Source organism: Aeromonas sp. 604443, from assembly GCF_049170315.1.
Taxonomy (GTDB): Bacteria; Pseudomonadota; Gammaproteobacteria; order Enterobacterales; family Aeromonadaceae; genus Aeromonas; species Aeromonas veronii_A.
Genome location: NZ_JAAKMI010000007.1, coordinates 157380 through 180766 on the forward strand (window position 1 = coordinate 157380; position 23387 = coordinate 180766).

A 23387-nucleotide genomic window follows, 5' to 3' on the forward strand; every position below is an offset into this window, starting at 1 on the left:
TTATTAATGCTTGGGTAGCATGCCGATGGCTACTTGCTGTGCCGCAGGGTACGACAGATTGCCCACACTTCCACCTTTGTGATGCCGCTCTCATGGAGCAAACGGCTGAGCTGACCGGCGGTGGCGCCTGTGGTCACGACGTCATCGAGCAGGGCGACATGGCGATAGTGGTGGGGGCGGATCCGGAATGCCCCGCGCAGATTGCGCCGCCGCTGCCCGGCGCTCAGGGTTGTTTGTTGCGGGGTCGACTTGATGCGCTGCAGTAGGGTGTTGTCGCAGGGAATGTCGGTGAACTCGCCAAGGGCTTGTGCGATCTCCTCCGCCTGATTGAACCCACGCCGCCATTGCCGCCACCAGTGCAGGGGAACCGGAATGATCGCCTCCGGCGGCTCGCAGCCATCCAGATGATCGGCCAAGAGGCGTGCCAGTAGCGGTGCCAGCAGGATCTGACCGGAATATTTGAGCCGGGGGATCAGCATGGGGTAGGGGGCCCGGTAGTCGCCAATCACCTGCAACCGCTCCCAGGGGGGAGGTCTGCGCTGGCAGCGACCACAGACCGGTATGCTCTCTTCTATACAGGCAGCCAGCGGTGCGGCGCAGAGGCGGCATCTTGGCTCTGATTGATGCAACGCCTGCCGACACCAGCTGCAGAGCAGGGGCTCGTTGTCGCAAGGCTGATGGCAGAGCAGGCAACTCCCTTGCCAGTCACCGTGGCTGCCGAGCAGCGGGCTTGCTTTAGCGAGCAGTCGCTTTAACATGCTGACCCCAAGAGCATGAACAGGGATCTTGAGTCTAGATGAGCATATCGGTAGAGCAGTTTGGCCAGGGGCCCGATCTGGTGCTGTTGCACGGTTGGGGGATGAACGGCGCGGTCTGGCATGGCATTGCCCAACAGTTGGCGTCCCACTATCGGGTTCATCTGGTGGATTTGCCCGGCTTTGGCAACAGCCTGCTGGCAGACGAGGTGGATTATAGCCTGCCCTGGCTTGCCGAGCAGGTGGCTGCTATCTTGCCGCAGAATTGCCATCTGCTTGGCTGGTCGCTCGGCGGTCTGGTGGCAAGCCAGTTGGCGCTGACTCATCCCGATCGGTTGCACTCCCTGATCACGGTAGCCAGCTCTCCCTGCTTTATGGCGCGGGACGAGTGGCCCGGAATTGCCCCCAAGGTGCTGACCGGTTTCAACCAGATGCTGGCGGGGGATTTTCGCCAGACCATAGAGCGCTTTCTGGCGATCCAAGCAATGGGCAGTGAACATGCCCGGGACGATATCCGTCAGTTGCGCCACTGGCTGGCCGAGCGGCCGGCGCCCGAGTTTGCCGCACTCGAGGCCGGACTGAGGCTGTTGGCCGAGATTGATCTGCGCGAACCGCTGCTGGAGCTGGAGCTGCCCTGGTTGCGGATCTATGGGCGACTGGATTCATTGGTACCCAAGGCGGCCATTCCCCTGCTGGATGATCTCTATCCTGCCAGCCGCAGCGTGACCCTCAATAAGGCCTCACACGCACCTTTTATCTCCCACCCTGACGAATTCATTGAAATCGTTCGAGATTTTGTTGGATAAAAAATAGTCAGCAAGCTTCATTAATCCTCTGGTCTGGCGGATAATTAAGCTGTGACCAGAGGAGTAACATCATGCGTATTGATTCTGCTTTCAACAGCGGGGTACAGGGATTTCAGCGAGCCGAGCAGATTGCCGACAAGGCATCCAATCAGATCGCCCGTCTCAACACCCCCAGCGGGGATCAGGTGCAAGTGACCGATGAGCTCGTCAATCTCAAGGTGGCCGAGCTGCAGGCTGGCGCTTCCGCCAAGGTAGTGCAGACCGCCAGCGATATGATGGGAACCCTGATCGACATCCGGGTGTGAGATGAACATCAATGTCAGTCTGCCTCCGCTTATCCCGACACAGCTGCAACCCCAGGTGGAAGCGGCGAGGACGGATAATCGCCGGGCAGAACTGATCCCGCAGGCCCGGGCGGGCCAAGCCTCCGTTGCCGAATCCGAAGTCGGCTCCCAGAAAGAGAAATCCAAAGCCGGTCAGGCCTCCAGCAATCAGACCTCCCAGAACAGCCGTGAAACCGGGCAATTAGCGCCGACGACACTGCCAGACAATCGCTTTGTCGAGGCCACCGGTGAGGATGGGCAGCGCAAGCAGCAAGATCCCAAACAGCAGGAGCAGCAACAGCGGCAAGAGCAGCAGGTTCAGGATCTTGTCGAGCGTGACAAGGAGGTGCGTACTCACGAGCAGGCTCACCAGTCTGCGGGTGGAGAGTACGCCAGCTCGCCCACCTATCAGTTTACGCAAGGGCCGGATGGCAAGCGTTATGCTACGGGTGGCGAAGTCCAGATCGATACCAGTGTCGTACCCGGTGACCCTGCGGCTACCATCGCCAAGATGCAGCAGATCCGCTCTGCAGCGCTGGCGCCTGCCGAGCCTTCCGCGCAGGATTTGGCCGTTGCACGCAGCGCCGCCGCGAGTGAAGCCAAGGCGCGCAAAGAGCTGATGGCCGAGCAGAGCGCGAAATCGGGCGGTGTGCTGAGTGCCTATATGGACAAGCGCAACAGCGTCATCGCGGGCCACTATCAACAGGCTGTCAGCCCGGCTTCTACCCAGTCCCTCAGTCTGCATATCTGAATCACCCTCGCCAAACTTTCAGCTGCTTTGCCTGTTTTGCAACTAACCTGAAGATCAGGCCCATTCCAATTTCACAGGAGCTGTCATGCATTTCGATGAAGTCAAAGCGGAAGATTTCACCACCTTCTCCCGTGTACCGCCCCCCCACCTGCAGATGGAGCAGTTTCTGATGCAGCTCGGAGGAGGAGGAACTGAAGGAACCAGTTTCAAGAAGAAAGTGATGCTGGCGGCTGGCTGGAGCCACACCGGCGTCGTCTCTTACGGCAAGTATCCGCAAGAGGCCTGCAAGGCATTCAACCGACTGCGGGAGGTGCTGGCCCAGCATGGAGAGCCCGAGAGCATACTTGCTGCCCTGACGCAGTAATCCTGAGCTTCGCGCGTAAAAAAGCCCCTTGCGGGGCTTTTTGCATTTAGAGACGTTCCGGACGGTGTCGTTACTTTTTCGCTTTGGAGAGCGCTGCCGCGAAGGCGTTGCCCATGGCACCACCCATAGGGGGGCTTTGGCGCGGCTCATTTCTTGGCTTGGCGTTGCCAGCACTGCTGTTGCGCGCTTCAGCCGACTTGCGGGCAGCTTGTCCCGCTTTCTCGTCGAGGCGCATGGTCAGGCTGATCCGCTTGCGCGAGGCGTCCACTTCCAGCACCTTGACCCGCACAATGTCGCCCGCCTTGACCACCTCGCGGGGATCCTTGACGAAACGGTCGGTCAGGGAGGAGATATGCACCAGCCCGTCCTGATGAACACCGATATCGACGAAGGCGCCGAAGTTGGTGACGTTGGTGACCACCCCTTCTAGTACCATCTCTGGCACCAGGTCGCTGATCTGCTCCACCCCTTCCTTGAAGGTCGCGGTTTTGAACTCGGGGCGCGGGTCGCGGCCCGGCTTGTCCAGCTCGCCGATGATGTCGGTGACGGTAGGTACGCCGAATTGCTCATCGGTGTAATCGGCCGGTTTCAGGCTGCGCAGCAGGCTGCTGTTGCCGAGCAGACTCTCCACGGTCTGCTCCAGCTTGGCGAGGATCCGCTCCACCACCGGATAGGACTCGGGGTGCACCGCCGAGCTGTCGAGGGGATTGCTGCCGCCGCGAATGCGCAGGAAGCCGGCGCACTGTTCGAAGGCTTTTGGGCCGAGTCGGCTCACTTTCAGCAATTGCTGACGGCTCTTGAATGCGCCGTGCTCATCCCGGTAGGCGACGATGTTCTGGGCCAGCGTCTGGGAGAGGCCGGAAACCCGGTTGAGCAGGGCGACCGAGGCGGTATTCACATCCACACCGACCGCGTTCACGCAATCCTCGACCACCGCATCCAGCCGACGGGCCAGCTGGCTCTGGCCGACGTCGTGCTGATACTGGCCCACCCCGATACTCTTGGGATCGATCTTGACCAGCTCGGCCAGCGGGTCTTGCAGGCGGCGGGCGATGGAGACGGCGCCACGGATCGAGACGTCGAGATCCGGGAACTCCTGAGAGGCAAGCTCGGAGGCGGAGTAGACAGAGGCTCCTGCTTCGCTCACCACTATCTTCTGCGCCTTGGCGGCGGGGTAGCGCTCGAACAGGTCGTTCACCAGCCGGTCGGTCTCCCGCGAGGCGGTGCCGTTGCCGATGCTGATGAGCTCGACCTTGTGTTTCTGGCACAGCTCGCTCAGGGTCTTGAGGCTCTGATCAATCTGCCGTTTTGGTTCGAACGGATAGATGGTGGCGTGATCGACCAGCTTGCCGGTGGCATCCACCACGGCAACCTTGACGCCGGTGCGGATGCCCGGATCCAGCCCCATGGTGCAGCGCATGCCCGCCGGGGCCGCCATCAGCAGATCCTTGAGGTTCATGGCGAACACCTTGATCGCTTCCTCCTCTGCCGACTCGCGGATACGGCCGATCAGCTCAGTCTCCATCTGAAGCGACAACTTGATCTTCCAGGTCCAGCTCACCACCCCTTGCAGCCACTTGTCGGCCGGGCGGTTCTGCAGGTTGAGCTTGAGGTGGTGGGTAATGATCCCTTCGCAGGGGCTAGCACTCTCGTCGTCACCGGTGACCAGCGCCAGATTGAGGATCCCTTCATTGCGGCCGCGCAGCATGGCCAGCACCCGGTGGGAGGGGGCCTTGTGCAGTGGTTCGTCGTGTTCGAAATAGTCCTTGAACTTGGCCCCTTCCTGCTCCTTGCCTGCCACCACGCGGGCGCGCAGGGTGGCATTTTGCCACAGGTAGTCGCGCAGCTTCTCCAGCAGGTCGGCCTGCTCGGCGAAGCGCTCCATCAGGATATAGCGGGCGCCGTCGAGGGCTGCCTTGCTGTCGGCAATGCCCTGTTCGGGATTGAGGAAGGTGGCTGCAGCTTGCTCGGGATCCTGCATCGGGTCGCTGAGCAGCAGGTTGGCCAGCGGCTCCAACCCGGCTTCGATCGCCATCTGCCCCTTGGTGCGGCGCTTGGGCTTGTAGGGGAGATAGAGGTCTTCCAGTCGGGTCTTGCTGTCGGCGCCATTCAATTCGCGGGCCAGCTCGGGGGTCAGTTTGCCCTGCTCTTCGATGGAGCGAATGATCACCTGACGGCGATCTTCCAGTTCACGCAGATAGCCGAGGCGGCTTTCCAGAGTACGCAGCTGGCTGTCGTCCAGACCGCCGGTCACCTCTTTACGGTAACGGGCGATAAAGGGCACGGTCGAGCCTTCATCCAGCAGGCGTACTGCGGCCTGCACCTGCTCCGGGCGAGCATTGAGCTCACCGGCAATCTGTCTCTCTATGGTTTGCATCATGATGTTGTTGAGGGCCTCTGTGGTCGAGTCCGCGCCATCAGGCGCCAAGTGTGAGCACTATATGGGGTCGTGTTGCGGGATGCCACCCTGCGCCGGGGTCTGCACCCGTCAGACTGATAAGTCGCAGGGGAGAGCGTTTATCTTGCCATTACACCTGTGACTCTGGATGTGCCTGTGGCAAGCAGTCCGGCTACTTGGGGTAGCTGATCTCGTTGATATACCAGCAGACGTCACCAACTGGCGTACGGACGATGGCCTCATCACCGACCTCTTTCTTGAGCAGGGCGCGGGCCATGGGGGAGTCGATGGAGATGTAATCCTTGCGCTCGAAGATCTCGTCATAGCCGACGATGCGAAAGCGCTTGGTCTCGCCCTCTTCGTTTTCCACCTCGACCCAGGCACCGAAGAAGACCTTGCCCTCCTGCGCGGGGGCATAGTCGACGATCCCCAGCTCTTCGAGACATTTGCGCAGGTAACGCACCCGCCGATCGATCTCCCGCAGTCGCTTCTTGTTGTACTGGTAGTCGGCATTTTCGCTGCGATCCCCCAGGCTGGCGGCCCATGCCACCTTTCTGGTGACCTCGGGGCGCTCCTGACGCCAGAGGAAATCGAGCTCTTCTTTCAGCTTGTTGTAGCCTTCGCGGGTGATCAGCTTTGTCTTCATGGTGATGCGGACCTGGTCAAAGAGGGGTAATCATCGCTAACTGCTCGTGAATATTAGCTTTTGTCCTCCTTCTGTCGAGAGAAATTGCGCCAGCTTGGCGGGAGCCATTCAGCGGTACTGGTCTGGAGGAGGGCTTGACGGCCGTCACGCTCTGATCATGGGTAATAACCGGTAACATATTTATGCTTTTCTCCCGCGATATCCCCCCCTAGTATGGTGGGCAGCGAAAGAATGAAGAGGCAAAGCAATGAGTCAGCAGCAATACAAGGTCCTGGTCGTGGACGATGACCTGAAATTACGTTCCCTGTTGGAACGCTATCTCACCGAGCAGGGATTCGTGGTGCGCGGCGTGGCTAATGGCGAACAGGCCGATCGCTTGCTGACTCGTGAAAACTTCAGCCTGATGGTGCTTGACCTGATGTTGCCGGGGGAGGATGGGCTCTCCATCTGTCGTCGTCTGCGGGAAGCTGGCAACCAAATCCCGGTGCTGATGCTCACTGCCAAGGGGGATGAAGTGGATCGCATCGTCGGGCTCGAGATGGGAGCCGATGACTATCTGCCCAAGCCATTTAATCCCCGTGAACTGCTGGCGCGGATCCGAGCTGTGCTGCGCCGCCATACTGTCGAGTTGCCAGGGGCTCCCTCTGCTGCAGAGAAGGTGGTCAACTTCGGAGCCTTCCAACTCAATCTGGCTACCCGTGAGCTTAGCCGGGATGGTGAGCCGATGGCGCTCACCAGCGGTGAATTTGCGGTGCTCAAGGTGCTGGTCAGCCATCCGCGCGAGCCGCTCTCCCGCGACAAGCTGATGAATCTGGCCCGTGGCCGCGAATACACCGCCACCGAACGCAGCATCGATGTTCAGGTTTCCCGCTTGCGCCGCCTGCTGGAGCAGGATCCGGCCCAGCCCCGCTATCTACAGACCGTCTGGGGTCTGGGGTATGTGTTTGTACCAGATGGTGACGGTGCATGAAAAAGGTCGGCAGCATGTTCTCGCGCATGCTCTGGTTCCTGGCCGCCGTTCTGGTGGTCTATCAAGCGGTCTCCTATGTCACCTTCTACAACTATCTGCTGGCACCCACCGTCAAACAGATCAGTCACCTGCTGGCCAATCAGGTCAAGCTGATCTTTCCGGTCAATACCGAGCAGCTGGCGTTGAGTGAAGATGCCGAGGCGCTGGTCTATGTGACGACCGGTACCGACATCTATACCCAGAGCGAGGCGGTGCAGCATGGCTTCAACGATGCCAAGCCGTACCCCTATCTGGAGGAGAACATAAGCCGCGAACTGGGTGGCCCGGCCAAGGTGCGGGTCGAGATCCAGGATCACTACATCATCTGGATCCAGCCGCCACAGGCCAGCAAAATCTGGGTGCGGATCCCGCTGACCGAGATTGAAGATGACGATATCGAACCCCTCATCATCTATCTGAGCGTGCTGCTGGTGATCACCCTGTTTGCTGCCTGGCGCTTTGCACGCCAGTTGGTTCGTCCGCTCGAGGATCTCGAGGCTGGCGCGGTTGCCGTGGCCAGAGGACATTTCCCCGAGGCGCTGGGGGAGCTGGGGTCACGGGAGGTACGCCGTCTGACCCGCACCTTCAACCATATGTCCCACTCCATCAAGAGCCTGATCGAAGAGCGTAACCTGATGATGGCGGGGGTTTCCCATGACCTGCGAACCCCGCTGACCCGTATCCGGCTGGCTACCGAGATGATGTCCTCCGGTGACGAATATCTCAAGGAGAGCATCAACTCAGATATTGATGAGTCCAATGCCATCATCGATCAGTTCATCGATTACATCCGCCCGGATGAGGGGCAGGCTCCGGTACCTGTCGATCTGACCCAGCTGGTGCACGATACCCTGTTGATCTATTCGGAGCAGGGGCTGGACGTCGATCTGGCGCTGCCACAAGAGGCAGTGCGGGTGGCCTGCAATCCGGTTAGTATCCGGCGGGTGTTGAACAACCTATCAAGCAACTCGCAGCGTTATGGGGCGAGCCGCTTGTATGCCGAGTTGAAGGACGACGGGCACTGGGTGCGCCTGCGCCTATCCGATGATGGCCCCGGTATTCCGGAGCAGGACTACTCCCGGGTGCTCAAGCCGTTTACTCAGGGGAATGTGGCGCGGACCGTTGGCGGCAGTGGCTTGGGGTTGGCCATCGTGGCCAAGATAGTCGCCCAGCACCACGGCACTATCCGGCTGGGAAGCTCGGATCTCGGCGGCCTGCTGGTCGAGATACGGCTGCCGAAACATCAGCCACAGGAGTGGATGGATTGAGAGAAGGGCGTATCCGTGGATACGCCCTTCTGCATGGTCAGCTCTTGGTTTCGACTGATGCACGATAGCGTTTACCGTACTTGAGCTGCTGGATCAGCAGGGCGGCAACGATGAGCGCCAACCCGATGGGGGTGGCCGGATGGATGGTTTCGCCGATCAACAGGTTGAGCAGCACCAGTGAGGCAAACGGCGAGATAAAGATGAGGTTGCTGATGGGGGCCGTGTTGGTGGCATGGCGCAGCGCCATCAGCCAGAGCACGAAACCGAAGCCCATTTCGAACAGTCCCACATAGATGGCACCAGCCCATCCCTGCCAGGCGGTCATGGCAAAATCGGAGAGCAACCAGGTCGCAACGACGATAAAGGGCAGGCTGATCATAAAGCCGAGCAACAGGCTGACGATGGGATCCCCCTGATTGCGGGTGTTGAGGATCCAGTAGCTGGCCCAGATGAGGGTCGAGACCAGTGCCAGCGTCACGCCGAGGGGGTTGTCGAACTGCAGGCCGAATACATCCCCTCTGGTAGCGATCACCAGTGCGCCAAAATATCCCAACACGATGGCGACGCCATCGCGCCGACGCAGCTTCTGGCCGAGAAAGGGGACGGCAAGCAGACTGAGAGTGATAGCCCAAGTGTAGTTGAGGGTCTGTGCCTGCTGGGCAGGCAGCAGGTCATACGCCTTGAACAGCAACAAGTAATAGAGAAAGGGGTTCAGCACACCCAGAGTCAAGTAGTAGAAAGGGCGGGCCTTGATGTAGCTCCCCAGCAGCGGCAGTTTGCCCTGTTTGGCGACGACGGCTGTCAGCGTGAGAGTTGAGGTGAAGGCGGCCACAAGCAACAGTTGCACGGGTTCGAAATAGGCGAGGGAGATCTTGAAGGCTGTGGCGACCGTCGACCAGAGGGCAACGGCGCAAAGGCCATACTGATAGGCTTTCTTTTGATCTTTGAGCATGGGATGTCGTTCCACTGACGGAGGCAAGCGCACAGTCTACCAGTCTGCTTGTAACATTGTCGTTACCTGGGTGTTGGCAGCAGAGTGCGTTGCCGCAGGCGAGATCCATCTGTTACATAAAACTGCGCATAATCTGTTCGCTTTCCCTTGCGCAAATTTGAAAAATCCGTATAATCCCCTCCGCTTACCCATGAGGTAAGCCAGACGATATGTCTGTTGCTGAGTTTCCTGTTTACAGGAGCCAGCCATACAGTCCTCCCGATATGGGGGGAAACGTGAAAAATCACACCTCTGGCGGGAGAAATCTCGGTCGGGCGGTGTTGATTTATGTTCTTTTATCTATTGGAGCTCTGTCAATGCAGAACCAAAGAATCCGTATCCGCCTGAAGGCTTTTGATCATCGCCTGATTGATCAATCCACTGCGGAAATCGTTGAAACTGCTAAGCGCACTGGCGCGCAGGTTCGCGGTCCTATTCCGCTGCCGACTCGCAAAGAGCGCTTCACCGTCCTGATCTCCCCGCACGTCAACAAAGATGCGCGTGATCAGTACGAGATCCGCACTCACAAGCGTCTGGTAGACATCGTTGAGCCGACTGACAAGACCGTAGACGCCCTGATGCGTCTGGATCTGGCAGCTGGTGTAGACGTCCAGATCAGCCTGGGTTAATTACGGAAAGAGGTTGATAACAATGACAATCGGTCTTGTAGGTCGCAAAGTGGGTATGACTCGCATCTTCACTGAAGATGGCGTTTCTATCCCGGTGACTGTTATCGAAGTTGAAGCTAACCGTGTAACTCAGGTCAAATCTGTAGAAACCGACGGCTACAACGCTATTCAGGTTACCACTGGCGCCAAAAAAGCCAGCCGTGTGACCAAGCCGGAAGCTGGCCACTTCGCCAAAGCTGGTGTAGAAGCCGGTCGCGGTCTGTGGGAATTCCGCCTGAACAACGGTGAAACTTTCACTGTTGGTAGCGAGCTGAAAGTAGATCTTCTCGCTGACGTTAAGCTGGTAGACGTTACCGGCACATCCAAAGGTAAGGGCTTTGCTGGTACTGTTAAGCGCCACAACTTCCGCACCCAGGATATGACCCACGGTAACTCCTTGTCTCACCGCGTTCCGGGTTCTATCGGTCAGAACCAGACTCCGGGTCGTGTATTCAAGGGCAAAAAGATGGCTGGTCACATGGGTGCTGAGCGTGTAACGACTCAGAACCTGGAACTGGTTCGTGTTGACGCTGAACGCAACCTGCTGCTCATCAAAGGTGCAGTACCGGGTGCAACCAACGGCAACGTGATCGTCAAACCTGCCGTCAAAGCGTAACGTCTGAGGAGATAGTAATGGAATTGGTAATGAAAGACGCCAAGAGCGCTCTTGAAGTTTCCGAGACTACCTTCGGGCGCGAATTCAACGAAGCTCTGGTTCACCAGGTCGTCGTTGCATATGCCGCTGGTGCCCGTCAGGGTACTCGTGCGCAGCTGACTCGCTCTGAAGTGTCTGGTGGCGGCAAAAAGCCGTGGCGTCAGAAGGGTACTGGTCGTGCCCGTGCTGGCTCCATCCGTTCGCCCATCTGGCGTTCCGGTGGTGTGACTTTTGCTGCTAAGCCGCAAGATCACAGCCAGAAAGTAAACAAGAAGATGTACCGCGGCGCTATCCGTAGCATTCTGTCCGAGCTGGTACGTCAAGAGCGCCTGATCGTTGTTGAGAAGTTCGGCATCGAAGCTCCGAAGACCAAAGAACTGATCGCCAAGCTGAAAGAAATGGAACTGACTGACGTTCTGATCGTGACTGCTGAAGTCGATGAGAACCTGTTCCTGGCTGCTCGCAACCTGTACAAAGTTGACGTGCGTGACGTTGCCGGTATCGACCCGGTCAGCCTGATCGCTTTCGACAAGGTTCTGATGACTGCTGACGCAGTTAAGCAAATCGAGGAGATGCTGGCATGATCCGTGAAGAGCGTCTGCTGAAAGTTCTGAAGGCTCCGCACATCTCTGAAAAGAGCACCATGGTTGCAGAAAAGCAGAACACTATCGTGTTCAAAGTTGCTGTTGATGCTACCAAGGCGGAAGTCAAAGCTGCAGTTGCGAAACTGTTCGAGGTCGAAGTTGAGACCGTCCGTACCCTGAACATGAAGGGTAAGACCAAGCGCGCAGGTGCACGCGTAGGCCGTCGTTCCGATTGGAAAAAGGCTTATGTGACCCTGAAAGCTGGTCAGGACATCGACTTCATGGGCGCAGCCGAGTAAGAGGAGTTCTCAAAAATGGCAATCGTTAAGTGCAAGCCTACTTCTCCGGGCCGCCGCCACGTCGTCAAGATCGTCAATCAAGAGCTGTACAAGGGCAAGCCCTTCGCCGCTCTGCTGGACAGCAAAAGCAAGTCCGGTGGTCGTAACAACAACGGCCGTATCACTACCCGTCATATCGGTGGTGGTCACAAGCAGCACTACCGTATCGTCGACTTCAAGCGCGACAAAGACGGTATCCCGGCTAAAGTAGAGCGCCTGGAATACGATCCGAACCGTACCGCTAACATCGCTCTGGTGTTGTATGCAGACGGTGAGCGTCGTTACATCTTGGCTCCGAAAGGCCTGAAAGCTGGTGACGCGATCGCTTCTGGTGCTGATGCAGCCATCAAGGTAGGTAACGCCCTGCCGATGCGCAACATCCCGGTTGGTTCTACCGTTCACGCTGTAGAGATGAAGCCTGGTAAAGGTGCCCAGCTGGCTCGTTCCGCTGGTACTTTCATCCAGATCCTGGCTCGTGAAGGTAACTATGTAACTCTGCGTCTGCGTTCCGGCGAAGTACGTAAAGTTCTGGCCGAGTGCCGCGCTACCATCGGTGAAGTCGGTAACTCCGAGCACATGTTGCGTCAACTGGGTAAAGCCGGTGCAAACCGCTGGCGTGGTATTCGTCCGACCGTTCGCGGTATGGCGATGAACCCGGTTGACCACCCGCACGGTGGTGGTGAGGGTCGTAACAAGGGCATGCAGCCTGTGTCCCCATGGGGCCAGAAGGCTAAAGGCTTCAAGACCCGTAAGAACAAGCGTACCGACAAGTACATCGTACGTCGTCGTAACAAGTAATTGTTAACATAGAGGAATCACCATGCCACGTTCTCTCAAGAAGGGTCCATTTATTGACCTGCACTTGCTGAAGAAGGTAGAGAAAGCGGTGGAAAGCGGGGATAAAAAGCCGGTTAAAACCTGGTCCCGTCGTTCAATGATCATCCCGAACATGATCGGTTTGACCATCGCTGTCCATAATGGTCGTCAGCACGTTCCGGTTTTCGTTACCGAAGAAATGATCGGTCACAAACTGGGTGAATTCGCACCGACTCGTACTTATCGCGGCCATGCTGCTGATAAGAAGGCTAAGAAGCGCTAAGGGATAAATGATGGAAGCTATCGCTAAACACCGTTATGCCCGTACTTCTGCCCAGAAAGCTCGTCTGGTAGCCGATCAAGTACGTGGTCTGTCCGTAGACAAGGCTCTGAATATCCTGACCTTCAGCCCGAAAAAGGCTGCAGTGCTGGTTAAGAAAGTGCTGGAATCTGCCATTGCAAACGCTGAGCACAACGAAGGCGCCGATATCGACGCGCTGCGTGTTGCTACTATCATGGTCGACGAAGGTCCCTCCATGAAGCGCATCCGTCCGCGTGCCAAAGGTCGTGCGGATCGTATCCTCAAGCGTACCGCTCACATCACTGTAGTGGTATCCGACGCTAAGGCTGGGAGATAAGCAATGGGTCAGAAAGTACATCCTAATGGCATTCGCCTGGGTATTACCAAGCCTTGGAATTCTACCTGGTTCGCGAACACCAAAGACTTCGCTGACAACCTGTACAGCGATTTTCAAGTACGCCAGTTCCTGACCAAGGAACTGAAAAACGCGTCCTTGTCCAAGATCACCATTGAGCGTCCGGCCAAGAGCATCCGTGTGACCATTCACACCGCTCGTCCGGGTGTTGTCATCGGTAAGAAAGGCGAAGACGTTGAGAAGCTGCGCAAAGCTGTAGCCACTATTGCTGGCGTGCCTGCTCAGATCAACATTTCCGAAGTCCGCAAGCCGGAGCTGGATGGCAAACTCGTTGCCGACAGCATCACTTCCCAGTTGGAGCGTCGTGTAATGTTCCGTCGTGCTATGAAGCGCGCCGTACAGAACGCAATGCGCCTGGGTGCCAAGGGCATCAAAGTGGAAGTTTCCGGTCGTCTGGGCGGCGCTGAAATCGCGCGTACCGAATGGTACCGTGAAGGTCGTGTGCCGTTGCACACCCTGCGTGCCGACATCGACTACGCAACTTCTGAAGCCCACACCACTTACGGTGTGATCGGCGTTAAAGTTTGGATCTTCAAGGGCGAAGTTCTGGGCGGTCTGGCTGCTGTTAACGCTGCCGCTGCTCAAGAGCAAGCTCCTGCAAAGCCCAAGCGTGACAACAAGCGCCGCGCTGCTAAGTAAGGAGATTCGGTAAATGTTGCAACCTAAGCGTACTAAATTCCGCAAGACCCACAAGGGTCGTAACCGCGGTCTGGCCACCTCTGGTAACGAAGTATCCTTCGGTACCTTTGGCCTGAAGGCGACATCCCGTGGTCAACTGACTGCTCGTCAAATCGAAGCAGCCCGTCGTGCCATGACCCGTCACGTTAAGCGTCAAGGTAAGATCTGGATCCGTGTGTTCCCGGACAAGCCCATCACCGAAAAGCCCCTCGAAGTTCGTATGGGTAAAGGTAAGGGTAACGTGGAATACTGGGTTTGCCCGATCCAGCCTGGCAAGGTTCTGTACGAGATGGACGGTGTACCTGAGGCTCTGGCGCGTGAAGCGTTTGCCCTGGCCGCAGCTAAGCTGTCTGTTCAGACCACTTTCGTAATTAAGACGGTGATGTGATGAAAGCCCAAGATCTGCGTCAAAAGAGCGTCGAAGAACTGAACCAGGAGCTGCTGGGCCTGCTGCGTGAGCAATTCAACATGCGCATGCAAGCGTCCACCGGCCAGCTGGCTCAGACTCACACTCTGAAACAAGTGCGTCGTGACGTCGCACGTATCAAGACTGTACTGACTGAGAAGGCAGGTGCGTAATGACTGACAAGATCCGTACTCTGCAAGGTCGTGTAATCAGCGACAAGATGGACAAGTCCATCACTGTTGCTATCGAGCGCAAGGTAAAGCACCCGATCTACGGTAAGATCATCAAGCGCACTACCAAGCTGCACGTGCATGACGAAAACAACGAGTGCAAAGCTGGCGACCTCGTGGAAATCCGCGAATGCCGCCCGCTGTCCAAGACCAAGTCCTGGACCCTGGTTGCCGTTGTAGAAAAGGCCTAATCGGTACTTTGTAGTCCAAGCGGCCCCTTTCAGGGGCCGTTTGTTTTTTAGGCTACCTTTTCTGAAAATCCTGTGTTATAGTTTCGCGCCTTTTGAAGGCAGCCAGATCCCATTAGGGATAAGAAGTAAACAAAGCGGAGCACTAAGATGATCCAGATGCAAAGTATGCTGGGTGTTGCCGACAACTCCGGCGCTCGCAGTGTAATGTGTATTAAGGTTCTGGGTGGCTCGCACCGCCGTTACGCCGGCATCGGCGACATCATCAAGGTTTCCATCAAGGAAGCCATTCCTCGCGGTAAAGTGAAGAAAGGTGATGTGTATAACGCGGTGGTCGTACGCACCCGTAAAGGCGTTCGTCGTCCGGACGGCTCTGTCATCCGTTTCGACAACAATGCGGCTGTGTTGCTTAACAACAACCAACAGCCAATCGGTACTCGTATTTTTGGCCCGGTGACCCGTGAACTGCGTAATGAGAAGTTCATGAAGATTGTGTCCCTGGCACCCGAAGTACTGTAAGGAGTCGAACGATGGCAGCTAAAATCCGTCGCGAAGACGAAGTGATTGTTCTTACCGGCAAAGACAAGGGCAAGCGTGGCAAAGTCACTCAAGTCCTGATTGCAAAAGGTAAGGTAATCGTGGAAGGCATCAACCAGGTGAAGAAACACCAGAAGCCGGTACCCGCACTGGGTCAGGCTGGCGGTATCGTCACCAAAGAAGCCCCCATCGATGTATCAAACGTAGCGCTGTTCAACTCTGCCACTGGCAAAGCTGACCGCGTTGGTTTCCGGATTGAAGACGGCAAAAAAGTCCGTTTCTTCAAATCCACCGGCGAACTTGTGAAGTAATTGGAGTTTAACGATGGCGAAACTGCATGATTACTACAAATCCGATGTAGTAAATGAACTGTCCAAGCAGTTCGGTTACAAGACTATCATGCAAGTCCCTCGGATCGAGAAAATCACCCTGAACATGGGTGTTGGTGAAGCGATCTCTGACAAGAAATTGCTGGAAAATGCTGCTGCCGATATGGCTGCCATTTCCGGTCAGAAGCCGCTGATCACCAAAGCTCGCAAATCTGTTGCGGGCTTCAAGATTCGTGAAGGCTACCCGATAGGTTGTAAAGTAACCCTGCGTGGCGAGCGTATGTGGGAGTTCCTGGAACGGCTGATCTGCATCTCCGTACCGCGTATCCGTGACTTCCGTGGCCTGAACGCTAAAGCGTTCGACGGTCGTGGTAACTACTCCATGGGCGTGCGTGAGCAGATCATCTTCCCGGAAATCGACTATGACAAAGTCGATCGCGTCCGTGGTCTGGATATCACCATCACCACTTCCGCGAATACCGATGAAGAAGGCCGTGCTCTGCTGGCTGCCTTTAACTTCCCATTCCGCAAGTAAGGTTAGGGTTATGGCTAAAACATCCATGAAAGCGCGCGAAGCAAAGCGTGCCAAGCTGGTAGCCAAGTACGCGACCAAGCGTGCCGAGCTGAAAGCTATCATCGTTGACATGAACGCTTCTGAAGAAGCGCGTTGGGATGCTGTACTGCAACTGCAACAGCTGCCCCGTGATTCCAGTCCGTCCCGCCAGCGTAACCGTTGCAATATTACTGGTCGTCCGCACGGTTTCCTGCGCAAGTTTGGCCTGTCTCGCATCAAGGTGCGTGAGCATGCCATGAAGGGCGAAATTCCGGGCCTGAAGAAGGCTTCTTGGTAACGAATCTCGGGAGTTAGACTTATGAGCATGCAAGATCCGATCGCGGATATGCTGACCCGCATCCGTAACGGTCAGGCGGCGAGCAAAGTTGCGGTTTCCATGCCTTCTTCCAAGCTGAAAGTGGCTATCGCCAAAGTGCTGAAAGAAGAAGGTTACATCGCTGGCTACTCCGTAGCTGGTGACGTGAAGCCGGAACTGGAAATTGAACTGAAATATTTCCAGGGCAAGCCAGTTGTAGAACTGATCCAACGCGTAAGCCGTCCAGGCCTGCGTATTTACAAGCGCACTACTGATCTGCCGAAAGTTATGGGCGGTCTCGGTGTTGCTATCGTGTCCACGTCTAAAGGTGTGATGACTGACCGTGCTGCTCGCAAAGCAAGCATGGGCGGTGAGATCATCTGCTACGTCGCTTAATAGGAGGTAGGAAATGTCTCGTGTTGCTAAGGCACCCGTCACTATTCCTGCTGGCGTAGAGGTGACTCTGAACGGCCAGGAACTGACCATCAAAGGTGGTAAAGGTTCTCTGGTTCGCTCTATTCACGCCGGTGTAGAAGTGACCAAAGAAGACAATGTACTGAAGTTCGCCCCGCGCGGCAGCATCGCTGGTGCTGACGCTCAGGCCGGTACTGCCCGTGCATTGGTCAACAACATGGTAATCGGTGTTACCCAAGGCTTCGAGCGCAAGCTGCAGCTGGTTGGTGTAGGTTATAAAGCCTCCATCAAGGGCAATGCTGTTGCGCTGGCTCTGGGCTTCTCTCACCCGGTAGAGCATGCGCTGCCGGCTGGTGTGACCGCTGAGTGCCCGACTGCCACAGAAATCGTTCTGCGTGGTGTCGACAAGCAGCTGGTTGGCCAAGTCGCCGCCGATATCCGTGCTTACCGCGCTCCGGAGCCCTACAAGGGCAAGGGTGTACGCTATGCCAACGAGCAAGTGCGTACTAAAGAAGCTAAGAAGAAGTAAGGTAACACTATGGACAAGAAAGCAGCTCGTCTCCGTCGTGCTACTCGTGCTCGGAAAAAGATGCAGGAACTGGGAGCTACCCGTCTGGTTGTTCACCGTACCCCGCGTCATATCTATGCGCAGGTTATTGCAGCCAACGGTTCCGAAGTTCTGGCCTCTGCTTCCACAGTAGAGAAAGCCATCAGTGAAGCTCTGAAATACACCGGTAACGCAGATGCGGCTACCGCTGTAGGTAAAGCTATCGCTGAGCGTGCTATTGCCAAAGGCGTTCAGAACGTATCTTTCGATCGTTCCGGTTTCAAGTATCACGGTCGCATCGCTGCCCTGGCAGCTGCCGCACGTGACGCTGGTCTTCAGTTCTAAGCTAGGAGTCGAAGATGGCTAAAGTCGAATCTCAAGCCGGCGAACTGCAAGAAAAGCTCATTGCAGTAAACCGTGTTTCGAAAACTGTTAAAGGTGGTCGTATCATGTCCTTCACCGCGTTGACCGTGGTGGGTGATGGTAACGGCCGTGTAGGTTACGGTTACGGTAAAGCCCGTGAAGTTCCGGCTGCTATTCAAAAAGCAATGGAACAGGCCAAGCGTAACCTGAACAAGGTTGAACTGAACAACGGCACCCTGCACCACCCGGTGAAAGGTGTTCACTCCGGTTCCACCGTGTTCATGAAGCCGGCCTCTCAAGGTACTGGTATCATCGCAGGCGGCGCCATGCGTGCCGTTCTGGAAGTTGCTGGTATCCACAACGTGCTGGCTAAGACCTACGGTTCCACCAACCCAATCAACGTTGTTCGCGCAACTGTAGACGCTCTGGTTCACGGTCAGTCACCGGAACAGATCGCTGCCAAGCGTGGTCTGCGCGTTGAAGAAATTCTGGGGTAATGCGACATGGCTAACACTGTAAAAGTAACTCAAACTCGCAGCTCTATCGGCCGTCTGCCAAAGCACAAGGCGACTCTGCGTGGTCTGGGTCTGCGTCGCATTGGTCACACCGTTGAGCTGGAAGATACTCCTTGCGTACGCGGTATGATCAACCAGGTTTATTACATGGTTAAGGTGGAGGGCTAAGCATGCGTCTGAATACTCTGTCTCCGGCCGCTGGTTCCAAGCGCGTTAAGCACCGTCCGGGCCGTGGTATCGGTTCTGGTCTGGGCAAGACCGGTGGTCGTGGTGTTAAAGGTCAAACCTCTCGTTCCGGTGGCGGTAAAGTCCGCAACGGTTTCGAAGGCGGCCAGATGCCTTTGAAAATCCGTCTGCCGAAGTTCGGTTTCTTCTCTCGCAAATCTTTGGTATCTGCCGAAGTGCGCCTGAACGAAATCGCCCTGGTAGAAGGTGATGTAGTCGACGTGAGCACTCTGAAGCAAGCCGGCGTTCTGACCAAGAACATCGTGTTCGCTAAAGTTGTTCTGTCTGGCAACATTGACCGTGCTGTGACCGTTCGTGGTCTGTCCGTCACCAAAGGTGCACGTGCAGCCATCGAGGCCGCTGGCGGTAAAATCGAGGAATAATCAGTACAATGGCTAAGAAACCAGGATTGGATGTTAAAGCACAGGGTGGTCTGAGTGAACTGAAGAGCCGTCTGCTCTTCGTTCTCGGGGCGATTATCGTTTTCCGTGCAGGCTCTTATGTGCCGATTCCTGGTATTGACGCCGCCGTACTGGCCGAGTTGTTCCAGCAACAGAAGGGCACCATCATTGAGATGTTCAACATGTTCAGTGGTGGTGCACTATCGCGTGCTTCTATTCTTGCGTTGGGGATCATGCCGTACATTTCGGCGTCGATCATTATCCAGCTGCTGACAGTGGTTCATCCTGCTCTTGCTGAACTCAAGAAAGAGGGTGAATCCGGCCGTCGCAAGATTAGCCAATATACCCGTTGGGGCACGCTGGTTTTGGGAACTTTCCAGGCCATTGGTATTGCAACCGGTCTGCCGAATATGATGCAAGGACTCGTGACTCATCCGGGTTTGGGCTTCTATTTCACAGCGGTTGTGAGTCTGGTCACCGGTACCATGTTCTTGATGTGGTTGGGTGAGCAGATTACCGAGCGTGGGATTGGTAATGGTATCTCGTTGATTATTTTCACAGGTATCGTTGCTGGTCTGCCGCATGCCATTGGCGCTACGGCCGAACAGGCACGTCAAGGGGAATTGCACATCCTGCTGTTGTTGTTGCTGGGCTTGATTGTTTTCGCAGTGACTTACTTTGTGGTGTTCGTGGAGCGTGGTCAGCGTCGTATCGTCGTTAACTATGCCAAGCGTCAACAAGGCCGCCAGGTATTTGCCGCGCAAAGCACGCACCTGCCGTTGAAAGTGAATATGGCTGGTGTGATTCCTGCGATTTTCGCATCCAGTATCATCCTCTTCCCGGGTACCATTACCTCCTGGTTTGGTCAGGGTGAGGGTAAAGTCGCTGATATCCTGCAACAGGTCTCTATGGTCCTGCAGCCGGGTCAGCCGCTTTACGAGATGCTGTATGCAGCAGCCATTATCTTTTTCTGTTTCTTCTATACCGCGCTGGTGTTCAACCCCCGCGAGACAGCAGATAACCTGAAGAAGAGTGGAGCCTTTATCCCGGGGATCCGCCCGGGCGAGCAGACAGCACGTTATATCGATAAGGTTATGACTCGCCTGACATTGGCAGGTGCGCTCTATATAACCTTTATCTGTCTGGTACCCCAGTTCCTGATGACTGCCTGGAACGTACAGTTCTACTTCGGTGGCACTTCGCTGCTGATTATTGTGGTGGTTATCATGGACTTCATGGCTCAGGTACAAACCCATATGATGTCTCATCAATATGGTGACGTCCTGAGGAAGGCCAACCTGAAGGGCTACGGCCGCTAAAGGTCGGCGTAGTTACGGAGTTAAGCAATGAAAGTTCGTGCTTCCGTTAAGGCAATCTGCCGTAACTGCAAAATCATCAAGCGTCACGGTGTGGTGCGTGTGATTTGCAGCGAGCCAAAGCATAAACAGCGCCAAGGCTAATTTTTTACGGTTAGTACTTGCAACAAATAGTTGTGCTGGCTAATATAGCCAGCCAACTTTTGTTGTGTATTGGTTGACCGCCACGTATCCGCTCACGGGCTTTGTGGTGGTCGTAATCTACTATATGTAGGAGTGAATAGTGGCCCGTATCGCTGGCATTAACATTCCTGACCATAAGCATGCAGTCATTGCTTTGACTGCGATTTATGGCGTCGGTCGTACCCGCTCCAAGGCCATTTGTGCCGCAGCCGGTATCGCTGAGAATGTGAAAATTAAAGACCTGGACGAAGCTCAGATCGAGAGTCTGCGTGAACAAGTAGGTAAATTCACCGTTGAAGGTGACCTGCGTCGTCAGATTTCCATGAACATCAAGCGATTGATGGATCTGGGTTGCTACCGTGGTTTGCGTCACCGTCGTAGCCTGCCTGTTCGTGGTCAACGTACCAAGACCAACGCTCGTACCCGTAAGGGTCCGCGCAAGGCTATCAAGAAGTAACGGGAAGGTAGAAAATGGCTAAAACTCCGACTCGTGCTCGCAAGCGCGTTAAAAAGCAAGTGAGCGACGGTATTGCGCACGTTCATGCATCTTTCAACAACACAATCGTGACCATTACTGACCGTCAGGGCAATGCTCTGTCTTGGGCTACTTCTGGTGGTTCCGGTTTCCGTGGTTCTCGTAAGTCCACCCCGTTCGCTGCTCAGGTAGCTGCCGAGCGCGCTGGTGAGATGGCCAAAGAATATGGCGTCAAGAACCTGGAAGTCATGGTCAAAGGTCCGGGTCCCGGTCGTGAGTCTTCCATCCGCGCCCTGAACGCGGCTGGTTTCCGCATCACTAACATTACTGATGTGACTCCGATCCCGCACAACGGTTGTCGTCCTCCCAAGAAGCGCCGCGTGTAACGCTGTAGCTACTTGGTCTAGGATTGTTGGAGAAAGAAGATGGCAAGATATATCGGTCCTAAGCTTAAGCTTAGCCGTCGTGAGGGCACAGACCTCTTCCTGAAGTCTGGTGTTCGTGCGATTGATTCTAAGTGCAAGATTGACACCGCTCCTGGTCAGCACGGCGCTCGCAAGCCCCGTCTGTCCGATTACGGTGTGCAACTGCGCGAGAAACAAAAAGTTCGTCGTATCTACGGCGTATTGGAAAAACAGTTCCGCAACTACTACCGCGACGCTGCCCGTCAAAAGGGTAACACCGGTGAAAACCTGTTGCAGCTGCTGGAAGGTCGTCTGGACAACGTCGTATACCGCATGGGCTTCGGTGCTACCCGCGCTGAATCTCGTCAGCTGGTGAGCCACAAGGCCATCATGGTAAACGGCCGCGTTGTGAACATTCCTTCTTTCCAGGTTTCCCCTGAGGACGTGATCTGCGTTCGTGAGAAGGCTAAGAAGCAAGCGCGTATCAAAGCTGCCCTTGAGGTTGCTGGTCAGCGCGAGAAGCCGACTTGGGTAGAGGTTGATGCCGCTAAAATGGAAGGTGCCTTCAAGCGCCTGCCAGAGCGTTCCGACCTGTCTGCCGACATTAACGAACAGCTGATCGTCGAGCTTTACTCCAAGTAAAGCTAGCTTCTAAAGAGAGGACACAATGCTGGGTTCTGTAACAGATTTTCTTAAACCGCGGCTAGTTGACATCGAGCAAGTTAGCCCGACTCATGCGAAAGTGACTCTTGAGCCACTTGAGCGTGGCTTTGGTCACACGCTGGGCAACGCCCTGCGTCGTATTTTGCTGTCTTCTATGCCCGGTTGTGCAGTTACTGAAGTCGAAATTGACGGGGTACTGCATGAGTACAGCAGCAAAGAAGGTGTACAGGAAGACATTCTTGAAATCCTGCTCAACCTGAAAGGTATCGCTGTGAAGCTGGAAGGCAAGGACGAGGTAACTCTGTCCCTGACCAAGTCTGGAACAGGCCCCGTTACCGCAGGTGATATCACTCACGGTGATGAAGTCGAGATCGTAAACCCGGAGCACGTAATCTGCCACCTGACTGGTGCCAATGCTGAAATCAGCATGCGCCTGAAAGTTCAGCGCGGTCGTGGTTATGTGCCTGCTTCTGCTCGTGTTCACAACGATGACGAAGAGCGTCCTATCGGTCGCCTGCTGCTGGACTCCGCGTTCAGCCCCATCGTTCGTATTGCCTACAATGTTGAGGCAGCACGTGTGGAACAGCGTACCGACTTGGACAAGCTGGTCATCGACATGGAGACCAATGGTACCCTGGATCCTGAGGAAGCTATCCGTCGTTCTGCCACTATTCTGGCTGAGCAACTGGAAGCCTTCGTGGATCTGCGCGATGTCAGCGTGCCCGAGAAGAAAGAAGAGAAACCCGAGTTTGATCCGATTCTGCTGCGTCCTGTCGATGATTTGGAGCTGACAGTTCGTTCTGCGAACTGTCTGAAGGCAGAAGCTATCCACTATATTGGTGATCTGGTACAGCGTACCGAAGTTGAGTTGCTTAAGACTCCTAACCTCGGTAAGAAGTCCCTGACTGAGATCAAGGACGTGTTGGCCTCCCGTGGTCTGTCTCTTGGCATGCGCCTTGAGAACTGGCCGCCCGCCAGCATCGCTGACGAGTAATCCAGATTACGGGTTTCACAGATTTAGTTAGAAGGATAAGGTCATGCGCCATCGTTTGAGTGGTCGTCAACTGAACCGGAACAGCAGCCATCGTCAGGCTATGTTCCGCAACATGGCCAGCTCCCTGGTTCGTCATGAGATCATCAAGACGACTCTGCCTAAGGCAAAAGAGCTGCGTCGTGTAGTTGAACCGCTGATCACCCTTGCCAAGACTGATAGCGTTGCTAATCGTCGTCTGGCATTTGCCCGCACTCGCGACAACGCGATCGTGGCTAAGCTGTTCAATGAACTGGGCCCGCGCTACCTGGAGCGCGCCGGCGGTTATACTCGCATTCTGAAATGCGGTTTCCGTGCTGGCGACAACGCCCCTATGGCTTATATTGAGCTGGTAGACCGCCCGGCCGCTGCTGAAGCAGCTGCTGAGTGATAAAGAAAAAGCCGGGCTTGTCCCGGCTTTTCTTTTAATCCATTCTGACACTGCCTCAACTGCCTCAACTGCCTCAACTGCCTCAACTGCCTCAACTGCCTCAACTGCCTCAACTGCCTCAACTGCCTCAACTGC

General features: G+C 55.8%; 38 protein-coding genes. 34 read left to right on the forward strand and 4 right to left on the reverse strand.

What is annotated here, in order from left to right:
• Positions 1-29 precede the first annotated feature (29 nt).
• Complete coding sequence (locus G5380_RS12075) at positions 30-758, reverse strand: ComF family protein (RefSeq protein WP_421206243.1); 729 nt, start codon at positions 756-758, stop codon at positions 30-32.
• A 38-nt stretch (positions 759-796) separates the two neighbouring features.
• Here G5380_RS12075 and bioH point away from each other — a divergent pair, with 38 nt between their 5' ends.
• The 4 genes from bioH to G5380_RS12095 all read left to right on the forward strand — a co-directional run bounded on the left by bioH (position 797) and on the right by G5380_RS12095 (position 2999).
• Entirely contained in the window at positions 797-1561 is a 765-nt protein-coding gene (gene bioH, locus G5380_RS12080) for a pimeloyl-ACP methyl ester esterase BioH (RefSeq protein ID WP_421209231.1), read from the forward strand.
• Between the two features lie 71 nt (positions 1562-1632).
• Positions 1633-1866 carry a flagellar hook protein FlgE gene (locus G5380_RS12085; protein WP_042054219.1) on the forward strand — a complete coding sequence of 78 codons (234 nt, stop codon included), beginning with the start codon at positions 1633-1635 and terminating at the stop codon, positions 1864-1866.
• Position 1867: 1 nt separating this feature from the next.
• A complete protein-coding gene (locus G5380_RS12090) occupies positions 1868-2635 on the forward strand; it encodes a putative metalloprotease CJM1_0395 family protein (protein ID WP_279476717.1) in 768 nt (255 codons plus the stop codon).
• Positions 2636-2720: 85 nt separating this feature from the next.
• Entirely contained in the window at positions 2721-2999 is a 279-nt protein-coding gene (locus G5380_RS12095; protein ID WP_005355353.1) for a hypothetical protein, read from the forward strand.
• A gap of 70 nt (positions 3000-3069) precedes the next feature.
• On the opposite strand, the gene G5380_RS12100 is transcribed toward G5380_RS12095, so the two are convergent.
• Positions 3070-5379 carry a Tex family protein gene (locus G5380_RS12100; RefSeq protein WP_421209232.1) on the reverse strand — a complete coding sequence of 770 codons (2310 nt, stop codon included), beginning with the start codon at positions 5377-5379 and terminating at the stop codon, positions 3070-3072.
• A gap of 190 nt (positions 5380-5569) precedes the next feature.
• Complete coding sequence (gene greB / locus G5380_RS12105) at positions 5570-6043, reverse strand: transcription elongation factor GreB (RefSeq protein ID WP_005355349.1); 474 nt, start codon at positions 6041-6043, stop codon at positions 5570-5572.
• Between the two features lie 247 nt (positions 6044-6290).
• Here greB and ompR point away from each other — a divergent pair, with 247 nt between their 5' ends.
• A complete protein-coding gene (gene ompR, locus G5380_RS12110; RefSeq protein ID WP_005340625.1) occupies positions 6291-7013 on the forward strand; it encodes a two-component system response regulator OmpR in 723 nt (240 codons plus the stop codon).
• The gene (envZ, locus tag G5380_RS12115) at positions 7010-8320 is read left to right on the forward strand and encodes a two-component system sensor histidine kinase EnvZ (RefSeq protein WP_227341576.1); all 1311 of its coding nucleotides are present in this window, start codon (positions 7010-7012) and stop codon (positions 8318-8320) included. The genes ompR and envZ overlap by 4 nt, the downstream gene beginning before the upstream one ends.
• A 37-nt stretch (positions 8321-8357) precedes the next feature.
• On the opposite strand, the gene G5380_RS12120 is transcribed toward envZ, so the two are convergent.
• On the reverse strand, positions 8358-9272 hold the full coding sequence (locus G5380_RS12120) for a DMT family transporter (RefSeq protein ID WP_227341575.1): 915 nt from the start codon (positions 9270-9272) through the stop codon (positions 8358-8360).
• A 356-nt stretch (positions 9273-9628) separates the two neighbouring features.
• Between G5380_RS12120 and rpsJ the strand changes: the two genes are divergently transcribed.
• The 28 genes from rpsJ (at position 9629) to rplQ (ending at position 23252) form a co-directional block, all read left to right on the forward strand.
• Positions 9629-9940: a 30S ribosomal protein S10 gene (rpsJ, locus tag G5380_RS12125; protein WP_005307944.1), complete on the forward strand. Its 312-nt coding sequence runs from the start codon at positions 9629-9631 to the stop codon at positions 9938-9940.
• A gap of 22 nt (positions 9941-9962) precedes the next feature.
• Positions 9963-10595: a 50S ribosomal protein L3 gene (gene rplC / locus G5380_RS12130; RefSeq protein ID WP_005340620.1), complete on the forward strand. Its 633-nt coding sequence runs from the start codon at positions 9963-9965 to the stop codon at positions 10593-10595.
• A 17-nt stretch (positions 10596-10612) separates the two neighbouring features.
• Positions 10613-11218: a 50S ribosomal protein L4 gene (gene rplD, locus G5380_RS12135; RefSeq protein ID WP_005340616.1), complete on the forward strand. Its 606-nt coding sequence runs from the start codon at positions 10613-10615 to the stop codon at positions 11216-11218.
• Positions 11215-11517 carry a 50S ribosomal protein L23 gene (gene rplW, locus G5380_RS12140; RefSeq protein ID WP_005307955.1) on the forward strand — a complete coding sequence of 101 codons (303 nt, stop codon included), beginning with the start codon at positions 11215-11217 and terminating at the stop codon, positions 11515-11517. Before rplD ends, rplW begins: the two co-directional genes overlap by 4 nt.
• A 15-nt stretch (positions 11518-11532) precedes the next feature.
• Positions 11533-12354 carry a 50S ribosomal protein L2 gene (gene rplB / locus G5380_RS12145; RefSeq protein WP_005340614.1) on the forward strand — a complete coding sequence of 274 codons (822 nt, stop codon included), beginning with the start codon at positions 11533-11535 and terminating at the stop codon, positions 12352-12354.
• A 22-nt stretch (positions 12355-12376) separates the two neighbouring features.
• The gene (gene rpsS / locus G5380_RS12150; protein WP_005307960.1) at positions 12377-12655 is read left to right on the forward strand and encodes a 30S ribosomal protein S19; all 279 of its coding nucleotides are present in this window, start codon (positions 12377-12379) and stop codon (positions 12653-12655) included.
• 10 nt (positions 12656-12665) lie between these two features.
• A complete protein-coding gene (gene rplV / locus G5380_RS12155; protein WP_005319741.1) occupies positions 12666-13010 on the forward strand; it encodes a 50S ribosomal protein L22 in 345 nt (114 codons plus the stop codon).
• A gap of 3 nt (positions 13011-13013) precedes the next feature.
• Complete coding sequence (gene rpsC, locus G5380_RS12160; RefSeq protein WP_005307962.1) at positions 13014-13727, forward strand: 30S ribosomal protein S3; 714 nt, start codon at positions 13014-13016, stop codon at positions 13725-13727.
• A gap of 13 nt (positions 13728-13740) precedes the next feature.
• On the forward strand, positions 13741-14154 hold the full coding sequence (gene rplP / locus G5380_RS12165) for a 50S ribosomal protein L16 (protein ID WP_005340612.1): 414 nt from the start codon (positions 13741-13743) through the stop codon (positions 14152-14154).
• Entirely contained in the window at positions 14154-14345 is a 192-nt protein-coding gene (gene rpmC, locus G5380_RS12170; RefSeq protein WP_005307965.1) for a 50S ribosomal protein L29, read from the forward strand. Before rplP ends, rpmC begins: the two co-directional genes overlap by 1 nt.
• On the forward strand, positions 14345-14593 hold the full coding sequence (gene rpsQ / locus G5380_RS12175) for a 30S ribosomal protein S17 (protein WP_005307966.1): 249 nt from the start codon (positions 14345-14347) through the stop codon (positions 14591-14593). Before rpmC ends, rpsQ begins: the two co-directional genes overlap by 1 nt.
• Before the next feature lie 147 nt (positions 14594-14740).
• Positions 14741-15109: a 50S ribosomal protein L14 gene (gene rplN / locus G5380_RS12180; RefSeq protein WP_005307975.1), complete on the forward strand. Its 369-nt coding sequence runs from the start codon at positions 14741-14743 to the stop codon at positions 15107-15109.
• Between the two features lie 11 nt (positions 15110-15120).
• The gene (gene rplX / locus G5380_RS12185) at positions 15121-15438 is read left to right on the forward strand and encodes a 50S ribosomal protein L24 (protein WP_005307977.1); all 318 of its coding nucleotides are present in this window, start codon (positions 15121-15123) and stop codon (positions 15436-15438) included.
• 13 nt (positions 15439-15451) lie between these two features.
• A complete protein-coding gene (gene rplE, locus G5380_RS12190) occupies positions 15452-15991 on the forward strand; it encodes a 50S ribosomal protein L5 (protein WP_005331162.1) in 540 nt (179 codons plus the stop codon).
• A gap of 10 nt (positions 15992-16001) precedes the next feature.
• Positions 16002-16307: a 30S ribosomal protein S14 gene (gene rpsN / locus G5380_RS12195; RefSeq protein ID WP_005340609.1), complete on the forward strand. Its 306-nt coding sequence runs from the start codon at positions 16002-16004 to the stop codon at positions 16305-16307.
• Between the two features lie 21 nt (positions 16308-16328).
• A complete protein-coding gene (rpsH, locus tag G5380_RS12200) occupies positions 16329-16721 on the forward strand; it encodes a 30S ribosomal protein S8 (RefSeq protein WP_005307980.1) in 393 nt (130 codons plus the stop codon).
• A gap of 13 nt (positions 16722-16734) precedes the next feature.
• Positions 16735-17268, forward strand: a complete 534-nt coding sequence (gene rplF / locus G5380_RS12205) for a 50S ribosomal protein L6 (RefSeq protein ID WP_005340607.1) — start codon at positions 16735-16737, stop codon at positions 17266-17268.
• Positions 17269-17277: 9 nt separating this feature from the next.
• Positions 17278-17631 (forward strand): 50S ribosomal protein L18, encoded by a 354-nt coding sequence (gene rplR / locus G5380_RS12210; protein ID WP_005340606.1) that lies wholly within the window; start codon positions 17278-17280, stop codon positions 17629-17631.
• Positions 17632-17645: 14 nt separating this feature from the next.
• The gene (rpsE, locus tag G5380_RS12215) at positions 17646-18146 is read left to right on the forward strand and encodes a 30S ribosomal protein S5 (protein WP_005342686.1); all 501 of its coding nucleotides are present in this window, start codon (positions 17646-17648) and stop codon (positions 18144-18146) included.
• Between the two features lie 6 nt (positions 18147-18152).
• Positions 18153-18332: a 50S ribosomal protein L30 gene (gene rpmD, locus G5380_RS12220; protein WP_005307985.1), complete on the forward strand. Its 180-nt coding sequence runs from the start codon at positions 18153-18155 to the stop codon at positions 18330-18332.
• 2 nt (positions 18333-18334) lie between these two features.
• A complete protein-coding gene (gene rplO / locus G5380_RS12225) occupies positions 18335-18772 on the forward strand; it encodes a 50S ribosomal protein L15 (protein WP_005342691.1) in 438 nt (145 codons plus the stop codon).
• Positions 18773-18780: 8 nt separating this feature from the next.
• Complete coding sequence (secY, locus tag G5380_RS12230) at positions 18781-20109, forward strand: preprotein translocase subunit SecY (RefSeq protein WP_005307989.1); 1329 nt, start codon at positions 18781-18783, stop codon at positions 20107-20109.
• 27 nt (positions 20110-20136) lie between these two features.
• On the forward strand, positions 20137-20250 hold the full coding sequence (gene rpmJ, locus G5380_RS12235) for a 50S ribosomal protein L36 (RefSeq protein WP_005319705.1): 114 nt from the start codon (positions 20137-20139) through the stop codon (positions 20248-20250).
• Between the two features lie 139 nt (positions 20251-20389).
• Positions 20390-20746 (forward strand): 30S ribosomal protein S13, encoded by a 357-nt coding sequence (gene rpsM, locus G5380_RS12240; protein ID WP_005307991.1) that lies wholly within the window; start codon positions 20390-20392, stop codon positions 20744-20746.
• 14 nt (positions 20747-20760) lie between these two features.
• Positions 20761-21150 carry a 30S ribosomal protein S11 gene (gene rpsK, locus G5380_RS12245; protein WP_005307993.1) on the forward strand — a complete coding sequence of 130 codons (390 nt, stop codon included), beginning with the start codon at positions 20761-20763 and terminating at the stop codon, positions 21148-21150.
• Positions 21151-21189: 39 nt separating this feature from the next.
• Positions 21190-21810: a 30S ribosomal protein S4 gene (gene rpsD / locus G5380_RS12250; protein ID WP_005342696.1), complete on the forward strand. Its 621-nt coding sequence runs from the start codon at positions 21190-21192 to the stop codon at positions 21808-21810.
• 25 nt (positions 21811-21835) lie between these two features.
• Positions 21836-22825, forward strand: coding sequence for a DNA-directed RNA polymerase subunit alpha (locus G5380_RS12255; protein ID WP_005307997.1), 990 nt, complete (start codon positions 21836-21838; stop codon positions 22823-22825).
• A 43-nt stretch (positions 22826-22868) separates the two neighbouring features.
• Entirely contained in the window at positions 22869-23252 is a 384-nt protein-coding gene (gene rplQ / locus G5380_RS12260; protein WP_005307999.1) for a 50S ribosomal protein L17, read from the forward strand.
• Positions 23253-23387 lie beyond the last annotated feature (135 nt).

Bases quoted from the DNA above. Each gene is read 5' to 3' on its own strand.
- G5380_RS12075 (WP_421206243.1), bottom strand. From the start codon at position 758: ATGTTAAAGCGACTGCTCGCTAAAGCAAGCCCGCTGCTCGGCAGCCAC.
- bioH (WP_421209231.1), top strand. From the start codon at position 797: ATGAGCATATCGGTAGAGCAGTTTGGCCAGGGGCCCGATCTGGTGCTG.
- G5380_RS12085 (WP_042054219.1), top strand. From the start codon at position 1,633: ATGCGTATTGATTCTGCTTTCAACAGCGGGGTACAGGGATTTCAGCGA.
- G5380_RS12090 (WP_279476717.1), top strand. From the start codon at position 1,868: ATGAACATCAATGTCAGTCTGCCTCCGCTTATCCCGACACAGCTGCAA.
- G5380_RS12095 (WP_005355353.1), top strand. From the start codon at position 2,721: ATGCATTTCGATGAAGTCAAAGCGGAAGATTTCACCACCTTCTCCCGT.
- G5380_RS12100 (WP_421209232.1), bottom strand. From the start codon at position 5,379: ATGATGCAAACCATAGAGAGACAGATTGCCGGTGAGCTCAATGCTCGC.
- greB (WP_005355349.1), bottom strand. From the start codon at position 6,043: ATGAAGACAAAGCTGATCACCCGCGAAGGCTACAACAAGCTGAAAGAA.
- ompR (WP_005340625.1), top strand. From the start codon at position 6,291: ATGAGTCAGCAGCAATACAAGGTCCTGGTCGTGGACGATGACCTGAAA.
- envZ (WP_227341576.1), top strand. From the start codon at position 7,010: ATGAAAAAGGTCGGCAGCATGTTCTCGCGCATGCTCTGGTTCCTGGCC.
- G5380_RS12120 (WP_227341575.1), bottom strand. From the start codon at position 9,272: ATGCTCAAAGATCAAAAGAAAGCCTATCAGTATGGCCTTTGCGCCGTT.
- rpsJ (WP_005307944.1), top strand. From the start codon at position 9,629: ATGCAGAACCAAAGAATCCGTATCCGCCTGAAGGCTTTTGATCATCGC.
- rplC (WP_005340620.1), top strand. From the start codon at position 9,963: ATGACAATCGGTCTTGTAGGTCGCAAAGTGGGTATGACTCGCATCTTC.
- rplD (WP_005340616.1), top strand. From the start codon at position 10,613: ATGGAATTGGTAATGAAAGACGCCAAGAGCGCTCTTGAAGTTTCCGAG.
- rplW (WP_005307955.1), top strand. From the start codon at position 11,215: ATGATCCGTGAAGAGCGTCTGCTGAAAGTTCTGAAGGCTCCGCACATC.
- rplB (WP_005340614.1), top strand. From the start codon at position 11,533: ATGGCAATCGTTAAGTGCAAGCCTACTTCTCCGGGCCGCCGCCACGTC.
- rpsS (WP_005307960.1), top strand. From the start codon at position 12,377: ATGCCACGTTCTCTCAAGAAGGGTCCATTTATTGACCTGCACTTGCTG.
- rplV (WP_005319741.1), top strand. From the start codon at position 12,666: ATGGAAGCTATCGCTAAACACCGTTATGCCCGTACTTCTGCCCAGAAA.
- rpsC (WP_005307962.1), top strand. From the start codon at position 13,014: ATGGGTCAGAAAGTACATCCTAATGGCATTCGCCTGGGTATTACCAAG.
- rplP (WP_005340612.1), top strand. From the start codon at position 13,741: ATGTTGCAACCTAAGCGTACTAAATTCCGCAAGACCCACAAGGGTCGT.
- rpmC (WP_005307965.1), top strand. From the start codon at position 14,154: ATGAAAGCCCAAGATCTGCGTCAAAAGAGCGTCGAAGAACTGAACCAG.
- rpsQ (WP_005307966.1), top strand. From the start codon at position 14,345: ATGACTGACAAGATCCGTACTCTGCAAGGTCGTGTAATCAGCGACAAG.
- rplN (WP_005307975.1), top strand. From the start codon at position 14,741: ATGATCCAGATGCAAAGTATGCTGGGTGTTGCCGACAACTCCGGCGCT.
- rplX (WP_005307977.1), top strand. From the start codon at position 15,121: ATGGCAGCTAAAATCCGTCGCGAAGACGAAGTGATTGTTCTTACCGGC.
- rplE (WP_005331162.1), top strand. From the start codon at position 15,452: ATGGCGAAACTGCATGATTACTACAAATCCGATGTAGTAAATGAACTG.
- rpsN (WP_005340609.1), top strand. From the start codon at position 16,002: ATGGCTAAAACATCCATGAAAGCGCGCGAAGCAAAGCGTGCCAAGCTG.
- rpsH (WP_005307980.1), top strand. From the start codon at position 16,329: ATGAGCATGCAAGATCCGATCGCGGATATGCTGACCCGCATCCGTAAC.
- rplF (WP_005340607.1), top strand. From the start codon at position 16,735: ATGTCTCGTGTTGCTAAGGCACCCGTCACTATTCCTGCTGGCGTAGAG.
- rplR (WP_005340606.1), top strand. From the start codon at position 17,278: ATGGACAAGAAAGCAGCTCGTCTCCGTCGTGCTACTCGTGCTCGGAAA.
- rpsE (WP_005342686.1), top strand. From the start codon at position 17,646: ATGGCTAAAGTCGAATCTCAAGCCGGCGAACTGCAAGAAAAGCTCATT.
- rpmD (WP_005307985.1), top strand. From the start codon at position 18,153: ATGGCTAACACTGTAAAAGTAACTCAAACTCGCAGCTCTATCGGCCGT.
- rplO (WP_005342691.1), top strand. From the start codon at position 18,335: ATGCGTCTGAATACTCTGTCTCCGGCCGCTGGTTCCAAGCGCGTTAAG.
- secY (WP_005307989.1), top strand. From the start codon at position 18,781: ATGGCTAAGAAACCAGGATTGGATGTTAAAGCACAGGGTGGTCTGAGT.
- rpmJ (WP_005319705.1), top strand. From the start codon at position 20,137: ATGAAAGTTCGTGCTTCCGTTAAGGCAATCTGCCGTAACTGCAAAATC.
- rpsK (WP_005307993.1), top strand. From the start codon at position 20,761: ATGGCTAAAACTCCGACTCGTGCTCGCAAGCGCGTTAAAAAGCAAGTG.
- rpsD (WP_005342696.1), top strand. From the start codon at position 21,190: ATGGCAAGATATATCGGTCCTAAGCTTAAGCTTAGCCGTCGTGAGGGC.
- G5380_RS12255 (WP_005307997.1), top strand. From the start codon at position 21,836: ATGCTGGGTTCTGTAACAGATTTTCTTAAACCGCGGCTAGTTGACATC.
- rplQ (WP_005307999.1), top strand. From the start codon at position 22,869: ATGCGCCATCGTTTGAGTGGTCGTCAACTGAACCGGAACAGCAGCCAT.